Annotated in this window: 19 protein-coding genes and 1 riboswitch; of the genes, 6 read left to right on the top strand and 13 right to left on the bottom strand. The window is 73.0% G+C overall.

The window, feature by feature from the left end:
• The 6 genes from ACTJIY_RS10160 to ACTJIY_RS10135 form a co-directional block, all read right to left on the bottom strand.
• The coding region (locus tag ACTJIY_RS10160) for a hypothetical protein (RefSeq protein WP_440697235.1) at window positions 1–1,121 on the bottom strand (1,121 nt) is incomplete at its 3' end.
• A gap of 215 nt (window positions 1,122–1,336) precedes the next feature.
• A complete protein-coding gene (locus ACTJIY_RS10155; protein WP_440697234.1) occupies window positions 1,337–3,268 on the bottom strand; it encodes an acyltransferase family protein in 1,932 nt (643 codons plus the stop codon).
• Window positions 3,269–3,282: 14 nt separating this feature from the next.
• Window positions 3,283–4,914, bottom strand: a complete 1,632-nt coding sequence (wsfD, locus tag ACTJIY_RS10150; RefSeq protein ID WP_440673572.1) for a glycan biosynthesis hexose transferase WsfD — start codon at window positions 4,912–4,914, stop codon at window positions 3,283–3,285.
• Window positions 4,915–4,977: 63 nt separating this feature from the next.
• On the bottom strand, window positions 4,978–6,327 hold the full coding sequence (locus ACTJIY_RS10145; RefSeq protein ID WP_253051487.1) for a glycosyltransferase family 2 protein: 1,350 nt from the start codon (window positions 6,325–6,327) through the stop codon (window positions 4,978–4,980).
• On the bottom strand, window positions 6,327–6,929 hold the full coding sequence (locus ACTJIY_RS10140) for an exosortase/archaeosortase family protein (protein WP_253051488.1): 603 nt from the start codon (window positions 6,927–6,929) through the stop codon (window positions 6,327–6,329). The genes ACTJIY_RS10145 and ACTJIY_RS10140 overlap by 1 nt, the downstream gene beginning before the upstream one ends.
• 3 nt (window positions 6,930–6,932) lie before the next feature.
• The gene (locus ACTJIY_RS10135; RefSeq protein WP_440673573.1) at window positions 6,933–7,118 is read right to left on the bottom strand and encodes a hypothetical protein; all 186 of its coding nucleotides are present in this window, start codon (window positions 7,116–7,118) and stop codon (window positions 6,933–6,935) included.
• Window positions 7,119–7,395: 277 nt separating this feature from the next.
• On the opposite strand from ACTJIY_RS10135, the gene ACTJIY_RS10130 reads away from it, so the two are divergent.
• Window positions 7,396–7,584, top strand: a complete 189-nt coding sequence (locus tag ACTJIY_RS10130; RefSeq protein WP_253051490.1) for a hypothetical protein — start codon at window positions 7,396–7,398, stop codon at window positions 7,582–7,584.
• Between the two features lie 56 nt (window positions 7,585–7,640).
• Here ACTJIY_RS10130 and ACTJIY_RS10125 read toward each other — a convergent pair whose 3' ends face one another.
• The gene (locus ACTJIY_RS10125) at window positions 7,641–8,546 is read right to left on the bottom strand and encodes a hypothetical protein (protein ID WP_253051491.1); all 906 of its coding nucleotides are present in this window, start codon (window positions 8,544–8,546) and stop codon (window positions 7,641–7,643) included.
• Here ACTJIY_RS10125 and ACTJIY_RS10120 point away from each other — a divergent pair.
• Window positions 8,515–9,099: an RNA polymerase sigma factor gene (locus ACTJIY_RS10120; protein ID WP_253051492.1), complete on the top strand. Its 585-nt coding sequence runs from the start codon at window positions 8,515–8,517 to the stop codon at window positions 9,097–9,099. The genes ACTJIY_RS10125 and ACTJIY_RS10120 overlap by 32 nt on opposite strands.
• A 19-nt stretch (window positions 9,100–9,118) precedes the next feature.
• Here the strand turns inward: ACTJIY_RS10120 and ACTJIY_RS10115 are convergent, their stop codons facing one another.
• Window positions 9,119–11,752, bottom strand: coding sequence for a LuxR C-terminal-related transcriptional regulator (locus ACTJIY_RS10115; protein ID WP_353706867.1), 2,634 nt, complete (start codon window positions 11,750–11,752; stop codon window positions 9,119–9,121).
• A gap of 330 nt (window positions 11,753–12,082) precedes the next feature.
• Complete coding sequence (locus tag ACTJIY_RS10110; protein WP_253051494.1) at window positions 12,083–12,826, bottom strand: hypothetical protein; 744 nt, start codon at window positions 12,824–12,826, stop codon at window positions 12,083–12,085.
• A gap of 396 nt (window positions 12,827–13,222) precedes the next feature.
• Window positions 13,223–13,325, top strand: a riboswitch (SAM riboswitch).
• Window positions 13,326–13,509: 184 nt separating this feature from the next.
• On the opposite strand from ACTJIY_RS10110, the gene ACTJIY_RS10105 reads away from it, so the two are divergent.
• Both ACTJIY_RS10105 and metE read left to right on the top strand, forming a co-directional pair.
• A complete protein-coding gene (locus tag ACTJIY_RS10105) occupies window positions 13,510–14,505 on the top strand; it encodes a methylenetetrahydrofolate reductase (protein ID WP_440673694.1) in 996 nt (331 codons plus the stop codon).
• Window positions 14,506–14,537: 32 nt separating this feature from the next.
• A complete protein-coding gene (metE, locus tag ACTJIY_RS10100) occupies window positions 14,538–17,054 on the top strand; it encodes a 5-methyltetrahydropteroyltriglutamate--homocysteine S-methyltransferase (protein WP_440673574.1) in 2,517 nt (838 codons plus the stop codon).
• Between the two features lie 57 nt (window positions 17,055–17,111).
• On the opposite strand, the gene ACTJIY_RS10095 is transcribed toward metE, so the two are convergent.
• Together ACTJIY_RS10095 and ACTJIY_RS10090 are read right to left on the bottom strand one after the other, a co-directional pair.
• Complete coding sequence (locus tag ACTJIY_RS10095; protein ID WP_231581656.1) at window positions 17,112–17,363, bottom strand: hypothetical protein; 252 nt, start codon at window positions 17,361–17,363, stop codon at window positions 17,112–17,114.
• A gap of 54 nt (window positions 17,364–17,417) precedes the next feature.
• A complete protein-coding gene (locus ACTJIY_RS10090) occupies window positions 17,418–17,666 on the bottom strand; it encodes a DUF2630 family protein (RefSeq protein ID WP_253051496.1) in 249 nt (82 codons plus the stop codon).
• 92 nt (window positions 17,667–17,758) lie between these two features.
• Here ACTJIY_RS10090 and ACTJIY_RS10085 point away from each other — a divergent pair, with 92 nt between their 5' ends.
• On the top strand, window positions 17,759–18,157 hold the full coding sequence (locus ACTJIY_RS10085; RefSeq protein ID WP_440673575.1) for a VOC family protein: 399 nt from the start codon (window positions 17,759–17,761) through the stop codon (window positions 18,155–18,157).
• 3 nt (window positions 18,158–18,160) lie between these two features.
• Here ACTJIY_RS10085 and atpC read toward each other — a convergent pair whose 3' ends face one another.
• A complete protein-coding gene (gene atpC, locus ACTJIY_RS10080) occupies window positions 18,161–18,475 on the bottom strand; it encodes an ATP synthase F1 subunit epsilon (RefSeq protein WP_440673576.1) in 315 nt (104 codons plus the stop codon).
• A 688-nt stretch (window positions 18,476–19,163) separates the two neighbouring features.
• Between atpC and ACTJIY_RS10075 the strand changes: the two genes are divergently transcribed.
• Window positions 19,164–19,670, top strand: a complete 507-nt coding sequence (locus tag ACTJIY_RS10075; protein ID WP_353706873.1) for an FBP domain-containing protein — start codon at window positions 19,164–19,166, stop codon at window positions 19,668–19,670.
• A 97-nt stretch (window positions 19,671–19,767) separates the two neighbouring features.
• Here the strand turns inward: ACTJIY_RS10075 and ACTJIY_RS10070 are convergent, their stop codons facing one another.
• The gene (locus ACTJIY_RS10070) at window positions 19,768–22,053 is read right to left on the bottom strand and encodes an MMPL family transporter (protein WP_440673577.1); all 2,286 of its coding nucleotides are present in this window, start codon (window positions 22,051–22,053) and stop codon (window positions 19,768–19,770) included.
• Between the last annotated feature and the right edge of the window lie 76 nt (window positions 22,054–22,129).

The raw sequence follows: 22,129 nt of genomic DNA, 5'->3' as shown, positions 1-22,129 counted from the left end.
GGGGGCTCAGGTGCCTCGGAGGTGAAGGCGAACTCGATGAACCCCTGACCACGCGCCGCATCTAGAAGATCCAGCGCGCGGACGCCCTGCCCGTTCAGCTCCCAGCCCGCGGAACCCGGCCCGCAGAGCGCCGCCGCGTCGGCGGCGTTCGACGCGTTCGTCCCGACAGCCCAGTTGCCCGTAGCGGACCCGGCGTTGGTCGTGTAGCGGTAGCGCGGGTTGCCGGTCAGGTCCGACGCGATGGCGTAGTCGCACTGGTGAAGGTTGACGTACCGGTTGCCCAGCGTGTCGAGCACCTCGACCTGGTCGCCGTTGAGCTCCCACGTCAGACCGTTGTTCGTCCCACCCGGCCCGCAGTCGCCCGCGGCCTTCGGCGCGTTCGCCGCGGTCGACGGGGCACCCCAGTTGCCGCCGCCCAGGTTCGTCACCCAGCGCGCCACGTCGCCGCGGCCGACGCTCGGCATCACGTAGTCGCACTCCTGGAGGTTCACGTAACGGTTGCCGAGGAGGTCCAGCGCCGCGACCTGGCTGTTACGCAGTACCCACGTGCCGCCCGCATCCCCCGCCCCACCGGCGCCACAGCTCGCCGCGGAGTCGGCGGTGTTCGACGCGTTCGTTCCGGCACCCCAGTTGCCCCCGCCGAGGTTGGTCACGTACCGGAACTGATCACGCTCGGTACCCGTGGAACTGCGCAGGACGAAGTCACACTGGTGCAGGTTGAGGTAGCGCTTGGTGCCGTTGCGCAGGGTGCCGGTCTGGGAGGCGTTGGACTCGCCGTTGAACCCGGCCGAGGGGGAGACCTGGAGGTTGTCGCCGGTCCAGACGGAGTCGGTGACGGCGACGGCCTTGGTCTCGGCACCGACGGTACCGGTGGTGACGTCGGAGCCGGGGGCCAGGACGTTGCGGGTGGTGCCGGGGACGTAGGTGAATCCGTCGGGGATCTGGGTGGTCAGGGACGTGCCCGTCACCGGGGTGTCCTTGGTGGTGTCGTAGAACAGGCGGGCCAGGACCTGCTGGCCACGCTCGGCGGTGACGGTGTCGGACCAGGTGGTCCCGCCGTCGACGGAGTAGAGCAGGTTGGACTGGGTCTGGTCACCGGTCGCAGGCGCGGCGATGGCCATGGCGGACCCGGAGAGCGCGAGCCCTCCACACAGACCAGCGATCACGGCAGCGCGCGCCGTCCTTCGCAGTGTGGTTCTCATCGAGTTCTCTTCCTGTCAGGCCGGGAGCACCTCGCCCCCGACGCCGTGCAACCACCGTCGGAGACGGAGGTCACACCAACAGACGGGAGGCCGACCCGCCGGTGACGGGGTGAGGCAGCGGGTGAGGCAGCGCGCTACGCGTCTCCGTCTCCCTGCTCTGCCGTCACCGCGTCGATCTCCGCCGCCACCCACGGTGCGATCCACGCCAGGCCGGCGCGCGTGAAGTGCACCGTGTCCAAGTACACGGCGTCGCCCTCGGGCGTCTCCTGGATGCAGGCATCATCACGACACACCTGCTCGTCGAGCTCGAGCACGTGGACGTCGGCATGGTCCTCGGCGAAAGCACGGAGCTGGGCCGTGTGGCACTCCGCCCACGCCGGCGTCACGACGTTGGTGTGCCGGCGGGACGAGGTGAAGAGCACCTGGCGACCGTCGCGCCCGGAGGTGAGGACCTCGTGCGCCGCCTCCAGCTGGCGGTCGTAGTGCGCGGCGTACTCCGCCGAGCACGCGTCCATCCACCGTCCGTCCAACTGCATGCGGGTCGCGTCCCAACCCAGGGTGACGACGACGACGTCGGGGTCGTGCTCGTCGACGGCCGCGGCCCACCGCGGCTCCCACGGGTTGCAGCCCGCTCCGGGATCCTGGTCCACGTCGCTCTCCGCCGACCGGCTCGTGTCCTGACCGAAGATGCCGCACCCGTCGAACGCGGCGTCCGTCACCGTGAACTGCCCGGGCGCGTACAGCACGAGCGCGTCCGCGACGTCGTGCCCGAGCGAGTCGCCCACGACAAGAACCCGGCGCGCGCCCTCGCCCTGCGTCGAGTCCACCAGTCTCGGCACCACCGCCACTCCACCGACCACCACCACGGCCAGAGCCGTGAACACCGTGACCCCCGCCCGGCTCCACCGGCGCAGACGGGCAGGCTCGCCGATGATGTGGTGGAGGAACGCCGCGAGCACGATCGACAACGGGAGCCCGACGATCAGCAGCACGATCGGCCGCGGGTCGGGCAGACTCTTCGAGAGCGCCCAGAGCACGGGGACGTGGACAAGGTACAACGAATAGGAGAACTTCCCGATGCCGACGAGCGGCGCCGCCCCGAGCGCACGCGCGACCACGGTGTCCTCGCGCGTGAGGGACAGGACGAGCAGACCCACCAGGAGCGCGACGACCGTCAGCCCACCCGACGCGTAGAGCCACGGCTCCCGATAGCTCGGTGTGAGGGCCGAAACGACGACGAGGGCCGTGAGCAGCACCGCGGAGAGCAGACCCCCACACCAAGAGGGGATCCGCTGGCGACGGGTCCGGACCCCGGCCGCGCGCCGCGCACCATCGGCGACGAGCGCCGCCACCACGGCACCGACGGCGAGCGCTGACCCGTGCGTGTGCGTGCCGAGATAGAGGGCGTCGGCGTTCGTCCCGTCGTACAGGAGCGCGGTGGCGAAGCCCGTCACCACCGCGAGGGCTCCGGCGAGCGTCCCGACGACGACGGGAACCCGACGCCACGCGGGGACCAGCAACAGGATCAGCACGAGGAGCGGGGGCCACACGAGGTAGAACTGCTCGGTGATCGACAGGGACCACATGTGCGCAAGGGGCCCGGGCACGCCTCCGGTCGCGTCCCAGTAGGCGTCACCGCGCAGGATCTGCTCCCAGTTGGCGAGGTAGAGCAGCGAGGCGAGCCCTTGTCGCGCGAACACGTCTGCGTCCGTCGCGCGCCCGAGCTGGGCGACGGCGAGGGCCGACGCCCCGAGGACGACGAGCAGCGGCACGATGAGCCGCTTCGCGCGCCTGCGGTAGAAGGCACCAAGGCCGACGCGGCCGCGACGCGACCGCTCGCGCAGGAGCGTCAGCGTGATGAGGAACCCGGAGAGCACCATGAACACGTCGACGCCGAACAGCCCGGCCTCGTACAGCCCGGTGTGGTAGACGACGACGGAGAGCACCGCGACGCCACGCAGCCCGTCGATGGCGCGGTAGTACGTCGACGCCAGCGGGACGTCGTCGTGATGCCCGGCACTCCTGCTCGGGACGACGTCGACCACACCCGCAGGAGCGCCGACCATGCTTCGCGTGATCGTCACCGGCGCGCGCCGTCCGACCCGCGCCGTGCCGCGCTCTCCCGCAGTGCCGCGCTCGCCCCCGAGAGTGCGGTCGCACCGCGCGATGCCGCCCAGCGCAAGCCCGCGACGACAGGGGACGGACCGCTCGGGCGGGACGCCACCAGCAGCACCACCGCAAGCAGCCCGCTCAGGACGGCGGGCACCACCGCCCGGTCGGGTGCGACGCCGACGCCGAACGCGACCGTGGCCGTTCCGAGCATGGACCCGGCGAGCAGGACGAGGGACGCCCGTGCGGCGCTCCGCGTCGACGCGACGGTGTTCGTGGACCGTGCGCGCCGGAGCCCCACCAGCGCGACGAGCGCCCAGCCGGCACCGAGGACGATGAGCCCTCCGCCCGCGAACCATCCCGTGACCGACGAGACCACCACGACGCGGTTCTCCTGGGCCCTCGGCGGCATCTGCGAATCGACGGGATAGGAACCGAGACCTGCCGGTCGAGGAGTGAGGTAGTCGCGCGCGGCGTCGTCCAGCGCGCCGACGGCCCGTCCAGGATGGGCGAGGAGGAAGGACCATACGGTCGACGGCCTGAGCACGCCGGCGTTGGCCTCTCGCTCGTCGCTGCTCTCGAACGTCGTGGGCGACGTCGTCGCGAGGTCCACCGCGCCGGGCGTCAGCCCGGTGGAACGCAGCTCCGCGGACGCCGCCTCCGGATCGAGCAGACCGCGCTGCGTCAGCATCGCCCAGGTCTCCGCGACCCGTGCCCGCTCCGACTCGCCGGCGACGGCCCAGACGGCCGGTGCGACCAGTGCGAGGACGGCGGCCACGGCCACCCCGTGGTGCAAGAAGCGCGCCGCCCACCGTCGACGGTCAATGCGGCTCCCGCGTCGCCACCACACGATCGCCACGTAGATGGCCACCGGCACCGCCAGCACCGCGGTCGTCGACCGCGCTCCGGTGACCAGGGCTGACCCGAGCACGGCGACCACCAGACCGGCCCACGCCCGCGGACCCCGGGAGTCCACCAGGACGAGCCCGGCGGCGAGCAGGAGCACGCCCAGCACCGCCGTCGACTCGGCGTAGAGCGACCCCGCGAACCCGACGAACGCCGCGTCAGCCACTACGAGCAGCAGACCCGTCGCGACGACCACCTGGCGGCGCACCGAGCCGCCGATCACGAGCAGGACGAGGGCGACGAGAAGGCCGCAGGCCGCCGCGTAGAGCAGCGAGACGAGCCGCAGGTCGACGACGTCCTGGCCGAGGAGCCCGGCCACCCACCGGAACGCTCCCGCGAGCCACGTCACGCTGCTCGCGTGCGAGGGGCACCCCTCGCTCCCGGTGGCCGCCTCGCCGACGGACCAGCGCAGGATCGCGAAGTCGAAGAAGCGGGGGCCGCCCGCCGTCTCTGCCGTGAGCCCGGTCTGGCAGGCGTACCGGACGGCGCCACCGTCGTCGGCAAGCCCGATCGGGCCAGGCACGAGCGCGCGGACCGCGAAGAGCAGCGACACGATCCCTCCGAGGAGGACCGCGAGGACCCGGGGGCGGTCGGCCTCGACGCCGGGATCGGTGCGGACGTGCCGCCGTGAGCTCTCTGTGGTCGGGTCGGTGCTGCGTGCCTCGTCAGGCTCGATGAGGCTCCAGGTCGTCGTCATGCCCCGACTGACGAAGCGCCCGGCCGGACGTGACGGGCGGTCCTGCTCGGGCATGCCAGGCGTTCAGCCAGCGGTCGCGACGACGGGCTGAGCGCTCGGCCCGTCGACGGCGGCTGCACCTTCGCGCACGCGGGCGGTCTTGTCCCAGGACGTCTCGCCACGCAGGATGCGGGCCAGTGCCTTCCAGACGCACGCGAACGACAGGTAGTTCATGAGGATGAACGAGTTGCCCATGAGCAGGCTCTTGAGCACTCCCCACCGCTTGTCCCGCCGGTAGTACACCCACCCCGTTGCGAGAGCCGGCAGGAAGGCGAAGAGGTAGAACACCGTCGCCAGCACGATCACCGCGACACTGTCACCGCCCGCGACGACGGCGATCTGGTCCCAGTTCAGCCCGAGCATGAGGAGGCAGTAGTGGAAGAGGATCGACCACGGGAGGTCGAGCACCCACGGGACCAGGCAGTACGACGTGAGCTCGAGCGCCTTCGCGTTGCTCAGGTCACGGGCGCGCCAGATCTCCGGGACACGTTTGATCGCCATCATGTGCCCCTGGTACCAGCGGGTGCGCTGCTTGACGAGCAGGGGGAGCTTCTCCACCGCCTGCTGGTCGACCGAGGCGTGCGGCGTGGTCTGCAGCTCCCACCCCTTCAGCGCGAGCGTGATCGCGAGATCGAGGTCCTCGGTCAGCGACGCGGACCACGGCCTCTCGCCCGCGTCGTCCAACGCCGACAACCGTGCGAACTGCCCGTTGCCGCCGAGGCTGACGGTGCCTGTCGCCTGGCGCCCGAACTGCGTCACCGCGGCGATACCCCAGAACTGGTAGTCCTGGTACCGGGTGAGGAAGGAACCCCGGTTGCGGATGCGCACCTGGAGCTGCACGCCCCCGACGTTCTCGTCCTCGAACAGCGGCAGGACATGGTCGAGAGCGTGGTCCGAGAGCCGCCCGTCGGCGTCCATGACGCAGACGACGACCTTCCCGGGGTCCAGGCCCCGCGCCGCCACGTCGTCGCGGACCCACGCGATCCCGTTGTTCAGCGCCTCGCCCTTGCCCCTGCGCGCCTCCGGGAGCACGCGGCGCAGGACCCGGACCCGATCTCCCCCCGCCTCCTCGGCGCAGCGGGCCGTGTCGTCGTCGGAACCGTCGTCGATGACCAGGGTGGTCGTGCCGTCGAGGAGCGTCAGCGCCGAGACGGTCTGCCCGATCACCGCGTCCTCGTTGAGGCAGGGGACGAGGAAGTAGACGTCGAGGCGCTCGTGCGCCCGCGAGTCGCGCGACCCGTAGGTCGCCTGGCCCTGCACCCCGAGGCTCGCCCGCGCGCGGCGCAGCTGCACGAGGCCCGAGCCCATCAGGAGGATGAAGTAGACCATCGAGATGCTGATGACGACCCGCGCGAGGATGTCGAGGACGACCATCACGGCTGCTCACCACGGGCTCCGCGCGTCCTGCGACCACGCCGGCCGAAGAACCCGAGCCGGAAGAAGAGCACGAGCGCGACCGTGAGCCCACCGAGCATGAGCGCCGAGCCGAGCGTGTCGTGCACCCACTGGAACACCTCAGCCCCCCAGCGCACGATCGAGAGCACCATCACCTCGACACGGACGACGTTCAACAGCTCGAGGAAGAGTCCCGCTCCCAGGGTCGCGAGCACGATCCTGGCGACGCTCGAGCGCCCTGTGGCCAGCACGAACGCCGCGATGATCGCGAGCGGCACGAGGAAGTAGAGCGCGCTGCAGTCGGGGGTGATGCGCAGCGCGAACCACGTGGCGTCGTCGCCCGCGACCCGCTCGAACGCGAGGACGGGCTCGTACGTCATGACGCGTACCTCGCGCGCGAAGACGAGACCGGTGACCTCGCCCGCGAGGCGTGCCTCAAGCTGACGGAACGCCTGCGCATGCAGGATCGCCGCCACGGAGCCGACGGCGAGCGCCACGGCGAGCGTCCACCGCACCGTCCGGTCGAAGGCACGCGAGACGCTCCTCGGCACGAGCGGTACGGTCGCCTCCGCGGCGCTCACGGATCAGCCCTCGACCCCGGCGACGGCGTCACGTCGACGGCGCGAGGTCCGCAGCAGCAGCAGACCTCCCACGACGAGCGCCATGGCGAGCGCGACGTAGGCGAACGTCGTGGCACCCGTCACTGCGAGCGCACCGGCACCCGCGGTGGCCCCACTGATGCCGGTGCTGATTCCAGGGGTGTTGTACATGGACTGCCCTTCCGTAGAGCCGGGCGGGACGCCCTGCGCGGATTCGAGTCGCGACGGACGTGGAGCCCGTCGCTCGGGGGTACAGACGGGGGATCTCGGAGCCCGGTGATGGGGCATTGATGTGATGTACGTCACATAGAGTTGCTCGAGCGTCGGCGGCGTCTGTCCAGACATGGCCCGGAAGAGCTCAGCCGCGGAACCGACCCGTCCCTCGCGGGAGATCGTCGCTCCCTGGTCGTGGGGCAGCGGTCCGCGAACCTTCGCACCACCCACCCACGTGGTGCTCCGCGCCATCCGCACCGACGACTACGAGGAGCTGCGCGGCTGGGAAGCGCCGGTCGTGACGTGGAAGCCGCCGACGCCCCGGCGACAGCGCCGGACAGCACGCCTCCTCGCCGTGCTCAGCGTGTGCTGCGTCCTCGGTGGCCTGCTCGTGCTGGTCATGCTCGTCGTCTCGGCGTGGTAGAAGAGCTCGACGAGTGACACTGCTCCCGCCCGCCTGGTCCGGGCGGCTGCCCCGGACTACGTCTTGAGCAGTCTCTGCACGAGCCGTCCGAGCCCACGCGAGTCGTCCGGGAGGGCCTCGACACCGACCCGGACAGGCACCCTCAGCGAACCTGCCGTCCATCGTGCAAGCTCGTCTCGCACACGGGTCGCAACGACGTTCCGCGTGGTGTCCGGATCCTCGCAGGGGACGCGCCAGGCAACCACCAGGGCGACGCCGTCCACGTAGCAGGCGGGTGCGGGCGGAGGGAACACGCGGCGCAGAGACTCCCCGAGTGCGAGGTCGCGCTCCCACCTGTCGAGGGGGACCGACGAACCGGCCCGGCCGTCGACCACCACGACGATCGGCACGTCGCCCTCCCGGCCGTGGCGATAGGAGGCGACGACCGCGCCACAGCCGCTCAGGAAGTCGTCCACCGTCCCGAGACCGCTCAGGCTCCCGTGCGCTGCCGCCCCGCCCAGCATGCCCGACGTCCGCTCCCACCCGTCGGCGAGAGCCGCGACGACGGGGCCGGGCAGACCTGCGCCGCCCAGGGAGTACAAGACCGCCAGATCCCGGATCCCGTCGGCGATACCGACCCCCGCGTTCGCGCGAGCGATGCCGAGGGCTCGCGCAGGCCCGGTGACGTCCCGGCCTCCCAGGTGCGCGGCAGCCACGTGGACCACCGCGGGGACCGCCCAGTCCGCGAGCGCGTCCCAGCCCGCTGCGAACGTCGCCGCGCGCCACCTCTCGCACAGCTCGTCGAGCGGCGCGCCTGCCCCGGTCGTGGTCATCGTGGAGAAGGACGTCCGCGGACCCGTCTCATGACGGACCGGGACCGACACGTCGCTCGCCCGCCGAATCACCCTCTCCTGCCGCGCGCAGGCCACGCTCGCGCGTTTCCCTGAACAGGTGACCCTCGACACCGGGTCGCCCTCGCTCACGGCGCCCCTCTCGGACGAGCAGCTCGTGGCCAGGCTGCGCGAGGGCGACGACGACGCGTTCGCTGCGCTCTACCGCTCTCACCGACCGTACGCACTGGTCGTGGCCAGGGCGCTCGTCGGCCCGTCCTGGGCCGACGACGTGGTCGCCGAGTCCTTCACGGCCCTCCTGGGTGTGATCCGCGCCGGACGCGGTCCGTCACGGCACGTGCGGGCCTACCTCCTGACGATCGTGAGACGCGTCGCGTGGTCCACGCTGCGGTCCCAGGACCGCGTCCGGGCGACGGACCTGCACCGGCTCGACGGGACCCACCACGATCCAGACGTTCTCTTGGACGAGATCGAGCGACATCGCGTCCTCGACGCGTTCGCCGCTCTCCCGGCACGATGGCAGAAGGTGCTCTGGCACATCGAGGTCCTGGGCGCTTCGCCCGCAGAGTTGGCCGACGTGCTCGGGATCAGCCCCAACGCCGTGTCGTCCCTCGCGCGGCGGGCGCGGCAACGCCTCCGACACGCCTATCTGCGCCACCACGGGCAGGTGACGACGGAGCCCTAGCCGGGGCCGACCGGCGCCGTCATCGATGTTGCTTCGTACCTGCCGCCGAGGCCGCGTTCACGCCGCGCCGGACCGCTCCCCGGCTCGCCGCGACGAGACCGAGCTGCTTCGCGCGCATCACCGTCTCCGCACGCGTGTGGGTGCCCAGGCGACGGTAGATCTCGCGGATCTGAGTCTTCACCGTGTTGTGCGAGACGTAGAGCCTGCGGGCGATCTCGGGGCCGCTCAGCCCGTCGACGACGAGCTGGAGCACGAGGAGCTGACGCTCGGGCAGCAGGACCGTCCCGCCCTCGGGCGAGGCCCGCCGCCCAAGCTCCGCCACCGGCTCCAGCTCGGCACGCTCCGCACCGTCGACGTCCGCGAGCAGGAGGTCCATCGCCTCAGGAGAGGCCCACCGGAGCTCGAGCAGCGCGTTCGCCCGGCGCGCAAGGCCCCACGCCCGCCGCATCTCCGCGCGGGCCTGGTCCTTCTCTCCCAGCGCCACGAGTGCGCTGGCCGTGACGGCGAGGCCCTCGATGCGAGCCCCCGTCGTCAGCCGGGCCCTCTCGCCGAGCCTCGCGACGCGACGGAACGCCTCGACCAGGCTCCCGCTCGCCACGAGCGCATGGGCGTTGACGACGTCTCGGACCGGCGCGGACCGCGGGAGGGTGTCGGCGACGCGGATGGCGGCTGCACCGCGACCCGCCACCAGGTGCAAGCGAGCGACGTCCTGCACGACCAGGAAAGGTGCGCGCCGCTCGCTCGCGTCGGGCTCGACCGCCATGCCTCTCCTCGCGGCATCCGCCACCAGGACGTCGAGCGCGAGATCCGGAGTACCGCTGAGCTCGGCCATCACCGCCATCACATGCCTCCGCACGAACCAGAGGTCACCGCCCGGCCTCTCGATGCTCCTCCCGAGCGACGCCTTGGCCTCGTCGATACGGCGACCCTCCAGGTGGACCAGCGCTGCGACGACCGACGGGACGTCCCCCCCGCACCCGCGCCACCAGGCGGGCGGGGCCGGCAAGGACCGCGACTCGCGCACCCACTCGTCCGCGGCCACGAGATCACCACCACACGCCTCCGCGACCGCCGCCAGCTCGCACGCCACGGCAGCGACGGAGAGCGCACCCGAGCGTGTGGCCCGCTGCGAGGCCGAGTCGGCGAACGCTGCCGCGACCCGGACCAGACCTGCGCAGAGCGCGCTCATCGACGCCTGCAGCTCGAGCAGCACTGCCGCGCCGATCGACCGCGGCGCGCCGCGGTCGGCACCGAGATCGTCGAGCGCACCCTGTGCCGCCTGCAAGGACTTGTCGTACAGGCCGGCGCGGCGCAGGAGTGCGACCCGACAGAAGGCGTCCAACGCCCGCGCTTCAGGCGATGCGGTCGTCGGCGCGACGGCCTCGGCAAGAGGCTCGTCGTGCTCGTCGAGCGACTCGATGCGGCCGATCGTGGGTCGTATCGCCGCGCGCAGGATGCGGAGTCGGCCCGGGATGCTCTCCGGACATCGTTCGACGGCGCTGCGCCACAGCTCGTCGAAGCCCGGCCCGGAGCTGACGGCGAGCAGGTCGGGCCAGGTCGCGACCAGCGCGCGGTCCACGACTCCGGGCTCTCTGGAGTCGAGCGCCCGCGAGAGGGCCGCCCACGTGGCCCCCCGGGCGACGTGAGCGTCCACACGCTGCTGGAAGCGGCGCACGTAGCCGGCCGGATCCAGATAGCGCAGGTGCGAGAGCAGGCTCTGCCGCATCCTGGGCTCGTACTCGAGCACGCCCGCGTCAGCGCCCACATGACGGTAGAGGATCCCCCCCTCGACGAGTCGCCGAGCCGTCGAGCGCGCGTCCGGCACCGCCGTCAGGTCGTCGAGCTCGTCCACCTGGAGACGACGCTCGACGCAGGTGTCGAGGAGGAAGGGCATGATCTCCGGAGGCACGAACGACCCCAGAGCTCGCGTCGTCTCTCGACGGACGACGGCGGGGACCGCGTCGTGGAGATCGACTCCTCCCGAACCGCCCGAACCCAGGTCGGCCACCGCGGTGACGATCGACGCCGGGTAGCCGCCAAGTCCGTCGGTGACGAGCCCCGCCACCTCCTCGGTGATCTCGATCCCTCGCACCCGGGCGAAGCGCACCGTGTCCTGCGCGCTCCATGCGAGCGCAGCCATGCCGACCTCGACCATGCCTGTGCCCCGCCGGACGGGCGTGGGACCGACGGTGCTCAGCACGACCGCCCGTGCCCCGAGAGCGACCGCCGCCGCGCAGGCCGCGTCGATGAGGCCTGCATGGCCTGCACGGACGTCGTCGACGACGACGGTCACCGGGCCCAGAGCGCGGAGCAGCGCCCCGAGGCGCCCGGGTCCCGCGCCGTCGAGATCGGTGGACCCCGTGGGCCGGAGCACGTACCGCACCTGGTCGAGAACGCGGTCCGCGAGCTCTCCGGCACCGATGCACCGCCGCGCCGGGTCGCTCGCGGACGCCGAGAGCCAGACGATCACCTGGCCCTCGGCGAGCGCGGCCCGCGACCACCGTGCGACCGACACGGTCTTCCCGAAGCCGCGCGCGGCGCGGACCAGGACGTGACGGGTGGTGCTCGTGAGCGTGTCGTCAAGGAGCGGACGCTCGATCGCCGCAGAGGTCGTCGCCAGACGCGGGAGCAGACCGCGAAGCGCCGCTTCCACCTCGGCCCGTCCCGCGCCGCCCGCCTCTTCCCGACCGGTCAGCACCTGCTGCCACCCGCTGATCGAGGGTGAACCCTGCTCTCGCTGTCGTCCGCCGTCTCTCGCCTCCGCCACCGCTCCATACCTCTGACAGACGTCGGTCGGCCGGAGTCACGACGGGTGATCCGTCATGCGCCCGGCACAAGGACGCAGGGCGACACGGTTACCGCGCGCCCTACGTCTGCCCCGATACAACCTCACGGACCGGCGAAGTCAGGAGGTACGGAGGGTGATCCTGAGGGTGACCACAGGACGGAGCGACGGCCCGACCTCACGGGAACCGGCTCCCGCTCAGCCCTCGCGGAGGCGCACGAGGCGGCGCCCGGCAACGAGCAGGACACCGGCCAGGAGCAGCGCACCGGACGCCGCCGCGACCGGCACCGTCTCAAGCCCCGTCGCCGCCAGCTCTCCCTTCTCCGCGGGCTGCGCCGCACCAGGTATGGCGTCCGTGGTCGGCTCGGCCACGACCATGTCGACGGGCTGCGACGGCACGACAGGCTCCGCCGGATCGCTCGGGTCCGCCGGGTGCGTGGGCTCGGCCGGACCTGTCGGTTCGGCCGGGTCTGTCGGCTCGGCCGGGTCTGTCGGCTCGGCCGGGTCTGACGGCTCGACCGGATCCGACGGCTCAACCGGGTCTGACGGCTCAACCGGGTCCGACGGCACGCTCGAGCAGACGGGATCCTGGCCGCCTTCACCGAAGTGCTCGTCGTAGTGGGCGACCTGGACCCACGTGATGCAGTAGTCGTCCGAGTGGACGAGCGCCGACCACGGGAGGAAGCTCGAGCCGACGAACCGGCCCGACGGCTGGTCGTTGAGCGTCTCGAAGTGGATGCCGACCGACCGCTCGGCGCCCTCGACCGTGTAGCGGACGTTCACGTGGCCACCGTCCGGGAACGCGTCACCCGCGGGGAGATAGAGCCCTTCCGGGGCCACGCGGTAGGGCGTGGGCGAGTCGGACCCGCCAGCGAGCGCGGGTGCCGCGGACAGGCTGAGGATGAGGGCAGCGCCGAGCATTGCCCCCGATGCGATACGCATGGGACTGTGAGGTCCTTCCTTGAGAGGGAGAGATCTGCCCGGTTCGTACTCCGCCAAGAGGGGCCGGGCAGATCGCATGTCAGAGCGGGTCGACCACGCCTTTCGACGGTAGACCTGAACGACCGTCCAGTTGAGCGCTCCTGAGAGCCACGGCGCGCATCGTCGCAGGCGAGAGCATGCTTGCCGGCCCCACCCGTGATACCACTCACAGCATCCTTCACCCGCGGTCACCCCCGGGGTCACCCCGTTGCGATCGCACTCACACCGTGTTCTCGCCGTCCAGGGACGCGGACACCGGCCCACGTCCCCGAACGTCTCGGCACCCCCGGGCAACGCCATCCCGTCTCACGTGACGGGCACCCTCGACCGTATGCCGGATGGCCCGTAGGATCGTGGCAACCATCCAGAGCGGTCGAGAGTCCTGGCTCGACGACACCGCAGCAACCCGCCGACGGAAGCCTCCCGAGGACAAAGGTGCTAACGCCAGGGTCGATGGAGTGACGCATGACCTCAGAGGCATCCTTCGCGCACCGTCCGGGCACGTGCCCGACGGCGGTCGCGCCCTTCCGTGTCCCGGCGCCGCGTGCCGTGGCGCGCCCCGGCGAGGCGACGTCGTGAGCGTCGCGGACGCCGTCGGGCAGGCGCACGGCGGGGCGGCACGTCCCACGGTCTCGTTCGAGCTCATGCCCCCGCGGCGCCCGGACGCGGCGCCCAAGTTCTGGGAGACGGCACGCCGTCTCGTCGCGACGCACCCCGACTTCGTGTCCGTGACGTACGGCGCGGCGGGCACCGACCGCGCGACGGCTCGCCACGTCGTCGGCCGCCTGCTCCAGGGCACGCCCGTGCTGCCGATCGCGCACCTCACGTGCGTCGGGGCGTCGCGCGAGGACGTCGAGGAGGTCATCTCCGACTTCCTCGACGAGGGCGTGCGGAGCTTCCTCGCGCTGCGGGGCGACCCGCCGCGCGACCAGCCGGACTGGCAGCCCGCGCCCGACGGCGTCCGGTCGTCGACCGAGCTCGTCGCGCTCCTGCGCGAGGTCGAGGCGTCGCGGTGCGCGGCCGACCCGGCCGCGGCCCTGCGCGGCGCGGCCCGGCCGCTGACGATCGCCGTCGCGACGTTCAGCGACGGCAACCCCGCCGCCGGCACGACGCGCACCCAGGAGGTGCGCCGCCTGTTCCAGAAGCAGCAGGCCGGCGCGAGCTTCGCGATCACGCAGCTCTTCTACGACGCGTCGTCGTACACCGACTTCGTCGCCGAGGCCCGCGCGGCCGGCGTGACGATCCCCATCCTCGCCGGGCTGCTGCCCACGACGGAGCCCGCACGGCTCCGCCGCGTCGAGGAGCTCACGGGCGTGCGCGCGCCCCAGCACCTGCTGGACGCGCTCGACGCCCTGCCCGACCCGGAGGCGCAGCACGCCTACGGGATCGCGTACTCGGTCGACCTCGCGCAGCGCGTCCTCGACGCGGGCGCGCCCGGTCTGCACGTGTACACGTTCAACAAGCACCGCGCCGCTCTTGACCTGCTCGAGGGTGTCCACCTCGGCGGCGGGTCGCGCGGGACCGGGGGCAGCGCCAGCGCTGCCGCCGCCCCGCTCGTCCCGGACCTGGCCAGCGGGCCGTGGGTCACCGGCACCTCCCTGCCCCCGACGAGCGCCGCCACGCACGGCACGCCCGTCTGACCGGTCCTCCGGACCAGCAAGAGGTTTCGATCATGGCCACTTCCGTACCCTCCCCTACCCAGATCCAGGCCGGATTCCCCGCCGGCACCGTGCTCGGCTACCCCCGCATCGGGCGCCGCCGCGAGCTCAAGAAGGCCGTCGAGGCCTTCTGGGCCGGCAAGACGTCGGCCGACGAGCTCGAGGCCACGGCCCGCGAGCTGCGCCTCGCGACCGTGCGCCGGCTCGTCGAGCTCGGCCTCGGCGCCGACGACGCGTCCGTCCCCGGGTCGTTCTCCTACTACGACCAGGTGCTCGACGTCGCCGCCTCGCTCGGGGCGATCCCGTCGCGGTTCGCGTCGCTCCTCGGCACCGGGCCCGACGACGCGGGCCGCCTCGACCTCGCGGGCTACTTCACCGTCGCGCGCGGCCAGGGCGACGACGCCCCGCTCGAGATGACCAAGTGGTTCGACACGAACTACCACTACCTCGTGCCCGAGATCGGCCCGGACACCCCGATCCGGTTCGTGGACGACCGCATCGTGCGCGAGTTCGTCGAGGCCAAGGAGGCGGGCGTCGTCACGCGACCCGTCGTCGTCGGGCCGGTGACGTTCCTCGCGCTGTCCAAGGCCGCCGACGACGCTGCGTCGTCGGCCGCAGGCTTCCGCCCGCTCGACCGCCTCGACGACGTCGTCGCCGCCTACGCCGACCTGCTGCGCGCGCTCGCCGCCGCCGGCGCGCCGTGGGTCCAGCTCGACGAGCCGATCCTCGTCACCGACTCGGTCGACGTGCCGTTCACGGAGCTCGCGGCAGCGGTGGAGTCGGCCTACCGCACCCTCGCGACGGACCTCCGCCCTGTGCCGAACCCGGGGTCGCTCCCCACGGAGTCCTCCGGCTCGGGAGAGATCACGGGCTCGGCGCAGGGGGCGCGGCCCGCGATCCTCGTCGCCGCGCCGTTCGGGGGGCTGCAGGCCGGTGCCGAGGACGACGGCGGCGACGCGCGGGACGGGCTCGCGCTCCTCGCGGGCACCGACGTGGAGGCGATCGCGATCGACCTCGTCAAGGGCGCCGTCCCGACGGCGGCCGACGGCGGCGTCCCCGGCCTCGCCGGGAAGACGCTCGTCGCGGGCGTGATCGACGGGCACAACGTGTGGCGCGCGGACCTCGCGGCGAAGCTCGACGTCGTCGACGCGCTCCAGACGCTGGGTGCCGGTGCGGTCGCCGTCGGGACGTCGACGTCGCTGCTGCACGTGCCGCACGACGTGGAGGACGAGGTGTTCGCCGAGCCGGGGACGGCGTCGGGCACGACGCTCGACCCGCGCCTGCGCGACTGGCTCGCGTTCGCGGACCAGAAGGTCGGCGAGGTCGCGACGCTCGCCCGCACGCTCACGGAGGGTCGCGACGCCGTCGCGACGGAGATCGAGGCGTCCCGCGCGGCGGTGGCGTCGCGCGCGGAGGCGAGCGGCGTCGTCGTGCCCGCGGTGCGCGAGCGCGCCGCCGCGCTGACCGACGCGGACTTCGCGCGCGGCGACTACGCCGAGCGCGCGGCCGCGCAGCAGGAGCGTCTGAACCTGCCGCCGCTGCCGACGACCACGATCGGCTCGTTCCCGCAGACGCCGGAGATCCGCCGCGCCCGCGCGCTGTGGACGAAGGGCGAGCTCTCGGACGCGGACTACACGGCCGCGATGCGCGAGGAGATCGCGCGCGTCGTCGCGCTCCAGGAGGAGCTGGGCCTCGACGTCCTCGTGCACGGCGAGCCCGAGCGCAACGACATGGTGCAGTACTTCGCGGAGCACCTCGACGGGTTCGCCGTCACGGCGAACGGCTGGGTCCAGTCGTACGGCTCGCGCTGCGTCCGCCCGCCGATCCTGTGGGGCGACGTCACGCGGCCTGCGCCGATCACGGTCGAGTGGTCCGCGTACACGGCGTCGCTCACCGAGAAGCCGGTCAAGGGCATGCTCACCGGGCCGGTGACGATCCTCGCGTGGTCGTTCGTGCGCGACGACCAGCCGCTCGGCGACACCGCGAACCAGGTGGGCCTCGCGCTGCGCGACGAGATCGCGGACCTGGAGGCCGCCGGCATCGGGATCGTCCAGGTCGACGAGCCCGCGCTGCGCGAGCTCCTGCCGCTGCGCAAGGCCGACCAGCCCGCGTACCTCGACTGGTCGGTCGGCTCGTTCCGGCTCGCGACGTCGGGCGTGGAGGCGGCGACGCAGATCCACACGCACCTGTGCTACTCGGAGTTCGGCGAGGTCATCGGCGCGATCGACGGCCTCGACGCGGACGTGACGTCGGTCGAGGCGGCGCGCTCCCGCATGGAGATCGTGCCGGAGCTGCGCGACGCCGGGTACGCGCGCGGCATCGGGCCGGGCGTCTACGACATCCACAGCCCGCGCGTGCCCTCCGCCGAGGAGGTCACCGAGCTGCTGGAGCTCGCCGTGAAGTCGATCGACCCGACGGTCGTGTGGGTCAACCCGGACTGCGGCCTCAAGACGCGTCGCTACGAGGAGACCGTGCCGTCGCTCGAGCACCTGGTCGCCGCGGCGAAGGCGGTCCGCGCCACGCTCGGCTGATCCCCGCACACGCCGGAGGCCGGGTCCCGTCGAGACCCGGCCTCCGCGTCGTGTCGGTCAGCGCTCGGTCGTGCCCGTCCCCGCCATCGGGAGGGCGAACGCGAGCGTCGCGGCGAGGAGCCCGCCGACGAAGAGCCACACGCCGCCGTCGACGCCGGACATGCCCGACCCCATGAGGACCAGGCCCCCGACGAACAGCGCGAACGAGACGACGAACCGCGCCAGCGCGCCCGCGTGCCCGGGGATGTCGCGGCCTTCCGTCCCGGTGGGGAGGGGGCTGTCGGCCGCCTGCTCGCTGGTCGTGGTCATGGCGTTCTCCTTCTGAGGTCGGTGCGTGGGCCCGGGCGTCGTCGTCGGCGACGATCAGTCCAGGTAGTTCTCCACCGTACCGGGGTCGCGCACGGTGGCCGCATCCGGGTCGCTCCCGAACTCGCGGGCCGCGTCGCGCTGGCGCAGCAGGTCCCAGCACTGGTCGAGCTCGACCTCGATCGCACGCAGTCGCTCGTGCTCCTGCCCGCCGGTGATCTCGCCGTGCGCGAGCTGCTCGCGGAGCTCGCGCTCCTGCGCGACGAGGTCGCTGATCGTCCTGCGGATGCCGCCGTCGGTCGCCATGCGGTCCACGGTATGCCCGACGGCGCACGCGCGCCCGTGAGGGCGGGCGCCGGGCGGGCGCGGTGTCGGCGGCACGGCCTAGGCTCGCCGCCATGACGACGACGATCGGCCGCACGGTCCTGCTCTGCCACGACCTCGACGCGAGCGCCGCGTTCTGGGCGGACGGGTTCGGGTTCGGCACGCTGTTCCGCGGCGAGACCGACGGGTTCCCGCTGCTGCACGTCGGGCCCGGCCGCGTCGACGAGCCCGGGCTGTGGCTCGTCCCGCTCCCCGACGGCGGCACGCCCCTCGTGCGCCACGGGCTGCCGAACCTCGTCCTCTACGTCGACGACCTCGACGCGACCCTCGCGCGGCTCGCCGCCGTGGGGATCGAGCCGTTCGTCGGGCCGGACTCCGACGCCGAGTCCGGGGACCGGTTCGCGCACGTCCACGACCCGGACGGGCACCGGATCGTCGTCGTGCAGCTCGGTCCGGCGGCCGACCCCGCGTAGGGGCTACCGGGCCTGCACCCACGTCGCGTCGTCGGCGAGGATCGTCACCTCGTCGTCGTCGACCACGAGGAAGCCGCCGCCGATGCGCAGCTCCGCCGTCGGACGGTCCGGGGTCCGCAGCCGCACGCGCCCCGCCGCGAGGGTCGCCGCGACGGGCTGGTGCCGCGCGAGGATCCCCAGCGTGCCCGACACCGACGGCACCGTGACGCTGCGCGCCGGGCCCGACCAGAACACCCCGGACGGCACCACCACCTCGACGGACACCAGGCGCTCCCCCACGGGTACGGCGGTCTCGGACGGTGACGGCGCGACGGGCACGGAGGATCCTCCTCGACGACGGGTGGCGGAGCCTCCGAGTCTCGCGCCCGCGAGCGTCCCGCCGCGTCGTCTTTCGTCCCTCTCCGGGCGCCGGAGGTCACCGGTCGCGACATCGCCGAACCCGGGGTTCCTCCCCACGCGGAGCGCATCCTGGGGAGGAACCCCGGGTTCGGCGACGACCGGTCTCGCCGTGCGAGGGGGAATCACGTTGACGACGGCGGTGTGCGAGGCGCACCATCGAGGGTGACGGTTGCCGAGGGCAGCCGTTCGTCGTGCCGGTCGGGCACGGCCACGGTTCAGGTCGCGCCGGACGGGCGCACCGCACGGGACGAGGAGACGCGGATGCACAGCACCGCAGGCTGCGAGGTGGCCATGGCGGCCTGCTCGGGCACCCTCCCCTCCCGCACCGTCACCCGCTGAGACCACCCTCCGGACGCCGACAAGGCGCCCCGCCCCGTTGGGTGCTGGGTATTCGTCGTCACGACGCGTTCCTGACGACACCTCCCCCGCACCGAGCAGGTCTTGGCGACGGCGGTAGCGGGCATGCCGTCCTCCCCGCCTTCCCCGCCTCGGACGAGCGCCGTCGTCGTGCGGCCACCGCGACCCCGCGTCGCGGTGAGCCGGCCGCCTGCGCCGCCGCACGCCGTCGGGCAGGGTGGGTCCGTACCGACACGGAAGCCCTGAACCCATGAACCCCCTGACCGAGAAGCAGATCCGCGCGTCGTTCGTCAACGCCTCGAAGCGCGAGGCCGCGCAGGCGACCCTCCCCGAGCTCGACTCGCTCGACTGGGACCGCCTCGACTACCTCGGGTGGCGCGACCGCAAGGCGCCGCTGCTCGCGTACGCCGTCGTCGAGGTCGACGGCGAGCCGCGCGGCGTCCTGCTGCGCTCCACCGACGCCAAGACGGGCGGCATGCGCAAGCGCGCCGTCTGCGCGTGGTGCGAGGACGTCGTCGTCACGGACGACGTGAGCCTCTACGTCGCGCGGCGCGCCGGCGCCGCCGGGCGCCGCGGCAACACCGTCGGCACCCTCATCTGCACCCACTTCCTGTGCTCGCAGAACGTGCGCCGCACACCGACCCGCACCGAGATCGGCGACGACGAGTCGATGCGCGAGCTGTTCGTCGAGCTCCGCGTCGACGGCCTCCGCGAGCGCTCCGCCCGCTTCGTCGCCGAGGTCATGCGCGACGCCTGACGCACCACGGCTCTCCCTCGGCCCACCAGACCTCTACCTCGGCAGACCAAGGCTCTACCTCGGCAGACCAGGGCTCTACCTGGGGCCTACCAGGGCTCTACCTCGGCGGCGCGGAGGGTGAGCCGGACGCCGAGGGCGAGGGCGGAGCGGGGGTGTGACGGGTCGTGGTGGGTCTGGCGGGAGCCGCGAGGGACGAGCGGCGGATGGAAGACCCGTCGCGCCCCCGCGGAGCCCTCGCCCGGACTGAACCCTCGGAACCGTCCCGCCACGACGGCCACCAGTTCCATCGCCCGAGAAGCGTCATGGTCGCCGGGAGGAGGAGGCCGCGCACGACGGTCACGTCGAGGAGCACGGCGACGGCCATGCCGACGCCGACCTCCTTCATCGCGACGAGCTCGCCCGCCGCGAAACCGAGGAACACGATGCCGATGGCGACGGCGGCCGTCGTGACGACCGGGCCGGTCGCGGTGATGCCGCGGAGCACGGCCCGGTCGTTCGCGGCGCGCAGGTCCTCCCCGGGCGTGCGGGCGCGCCACTCCTCGGCCGTGCGCGCGAGGAGGAACACCTCGTAGTCGGTGGACAGGCCGAACACGAGCATGCCGATGAGCAGGGGCGTCGTGACGTCGAGCGCGCCCCACGGCTCGAACCCGAGCAGCGAGGCCCCGACGCCGTGCTGGAACACCGAGACGAGGACGCCGAGCGTCGCGGCGAGCGTGAGCAGGTTCATCACGAGCGCCTTGAGCGGCACGACGAGCGAGCCGGTGAGCAGGAAGAGGAGCACGAACGTCGCGAGCACGACGACGCCCGCGGCGAGCGGGAGGCGCTGCGCGAGGTGCTCCTGGGTGTCGACGACCTCGGCGGCCGGACCGGCGACGTGCACGTCGAGGTCGCCCGTGTCGATCGCGCGGATCGCGCGCAGCAGGTCCTGGGCCTCGGCGGCGGTCGCGTCGCCGCCCTCGCCGACGTCGGGCGTGACGTCGACGACGAGGACCTCGGACGGGTAGTCGGTGTCCTGCATCGCGTCCTCGACGCCCGGCAGGGCCGCGACGCGGTCGAGGTAGGCGGAGGCGGCCTCGTCGCCGCGGGGCGCCTCGACGAGCACGGTGATCGGGGTGACGCCGAGGTCGGCGAAGCGCGACGTCGACGCGTCGGCGGCGAGGCGCGCCTCGGCGTCGGCGGGCAGGGAGTGGACCTCGGAGCTGCCGAGCGTCATCGAGCCGAGCGGCGCGGCGAGCGCGAGGAGGAGGGCGGTCGCGCCGAGCGTGACGAGCACGGCGTGCCGCTGGGCGGTGCGCGCGAGGCGCCCGAGCGTCCCGGCCCCGCCGCGACCGGTCCACGGGTGGGACCAGGTGCGGGCTCCCGGGGCGGGGATGGCGCGGTGCCAGGTCGCGACGAGCGCGGGCACGAGCGTCAGCCCGGCGGCGGTCGCGACGAGCACCACCACGGCGCCGCCGACGGCCATGCCGGAGAGCAGCGAGTCGCCGAGCAGGAGCAGGCCGGTCAGGGCGATCGCGACGGCCAGCCCGGACGCGAGGACGGCGCGCCCGGCGGTGGCGAGCGTGCGCCCGACGAGCTCGTCGAGCGGGAGGCCCGGGTGCTCGGCGCGCTCCTCGCGGAAGCGCGCCAGGACGAGCAAGGAGTAGTCGACCGTGAGCCCGAGGCCGAGCAGCGTCACGACGTTGACCGCGAACTCGTTGACGGGCACGATCCCCAGCAGGCCGCTGAGCACGAGCAGCGCGACCGCGATGGCGGCGAGCGCGGACAGCAGCGGCACCAGGCCCGCGCGCAGGCCGCCGAGGACGACGACGAGCACGACCAGGAGGACGGCGATCGCCACGCCCTCGCCCACGGCGGCGTCGGTGATCGCCTGGTCGACGAACGCCTCCTCGGCGAGCAGCGCCCCGCCGACGAGGACCTCGGGGGTGTCGACGGTGTGGAGCGCGTCGGCGACCTGGTGCGCGAGGGCGAGGGCGTCGTCGTCGGACAGCGCGGGGTCGAGCTCGACGATCACGAGCGAGCCCTGGCCGTCGTCGGCGATGAGGCCGCCACCGGTGTACGCGTCGAACAGCTCGACGACGCCCGGCATCGCCCGGATGCCGTGCATCACCTCGCTCGCCTGGGCGATCAGCTCCGTGGAGAAGTAGTCGCGCCCGGACAGGACGGCGACGACGGTCTCGCCCTCGGGCTGGAGCTCGTCGAGACGCTCGGCCGCGAGGGCGGAGGGGCTCCCGGGCGGGGCGGGATCGACGTCGGTGGTCTTGTCGAAGACGGCGCCGCCGAGCACCGCGCCGAGGACGAGGAGGACCGCCCAGACCCCGAGGACGACGCCACGGCGACGCGCGGCGAACCGTCCGGTCCGGTGCAGGAGGCGTCCGAGCGCCATGGGCAGTCCTCCTCGTCGAGGGACGTCGTGCGGAGAGAGCCGGTCGGGTGCAGGAGCTCGTGCGGGTCCTGCGCGG

Source organism: Cellulosimicrobium sp. 22598 (assembly GCF_052044445.1).
In the GTDB taxonomy this organism is placed as follows: domain Bacteria; phylum Actinomycetota; class Actinomycetes; order Actinomycetales; family Cellulomonadaceae; genus Cellulosimicrobium; species Cellulosimicrobium cellulans_G.
This window is presented reverse-complemented; position numbering and strand designations above follow the sequence as displayed.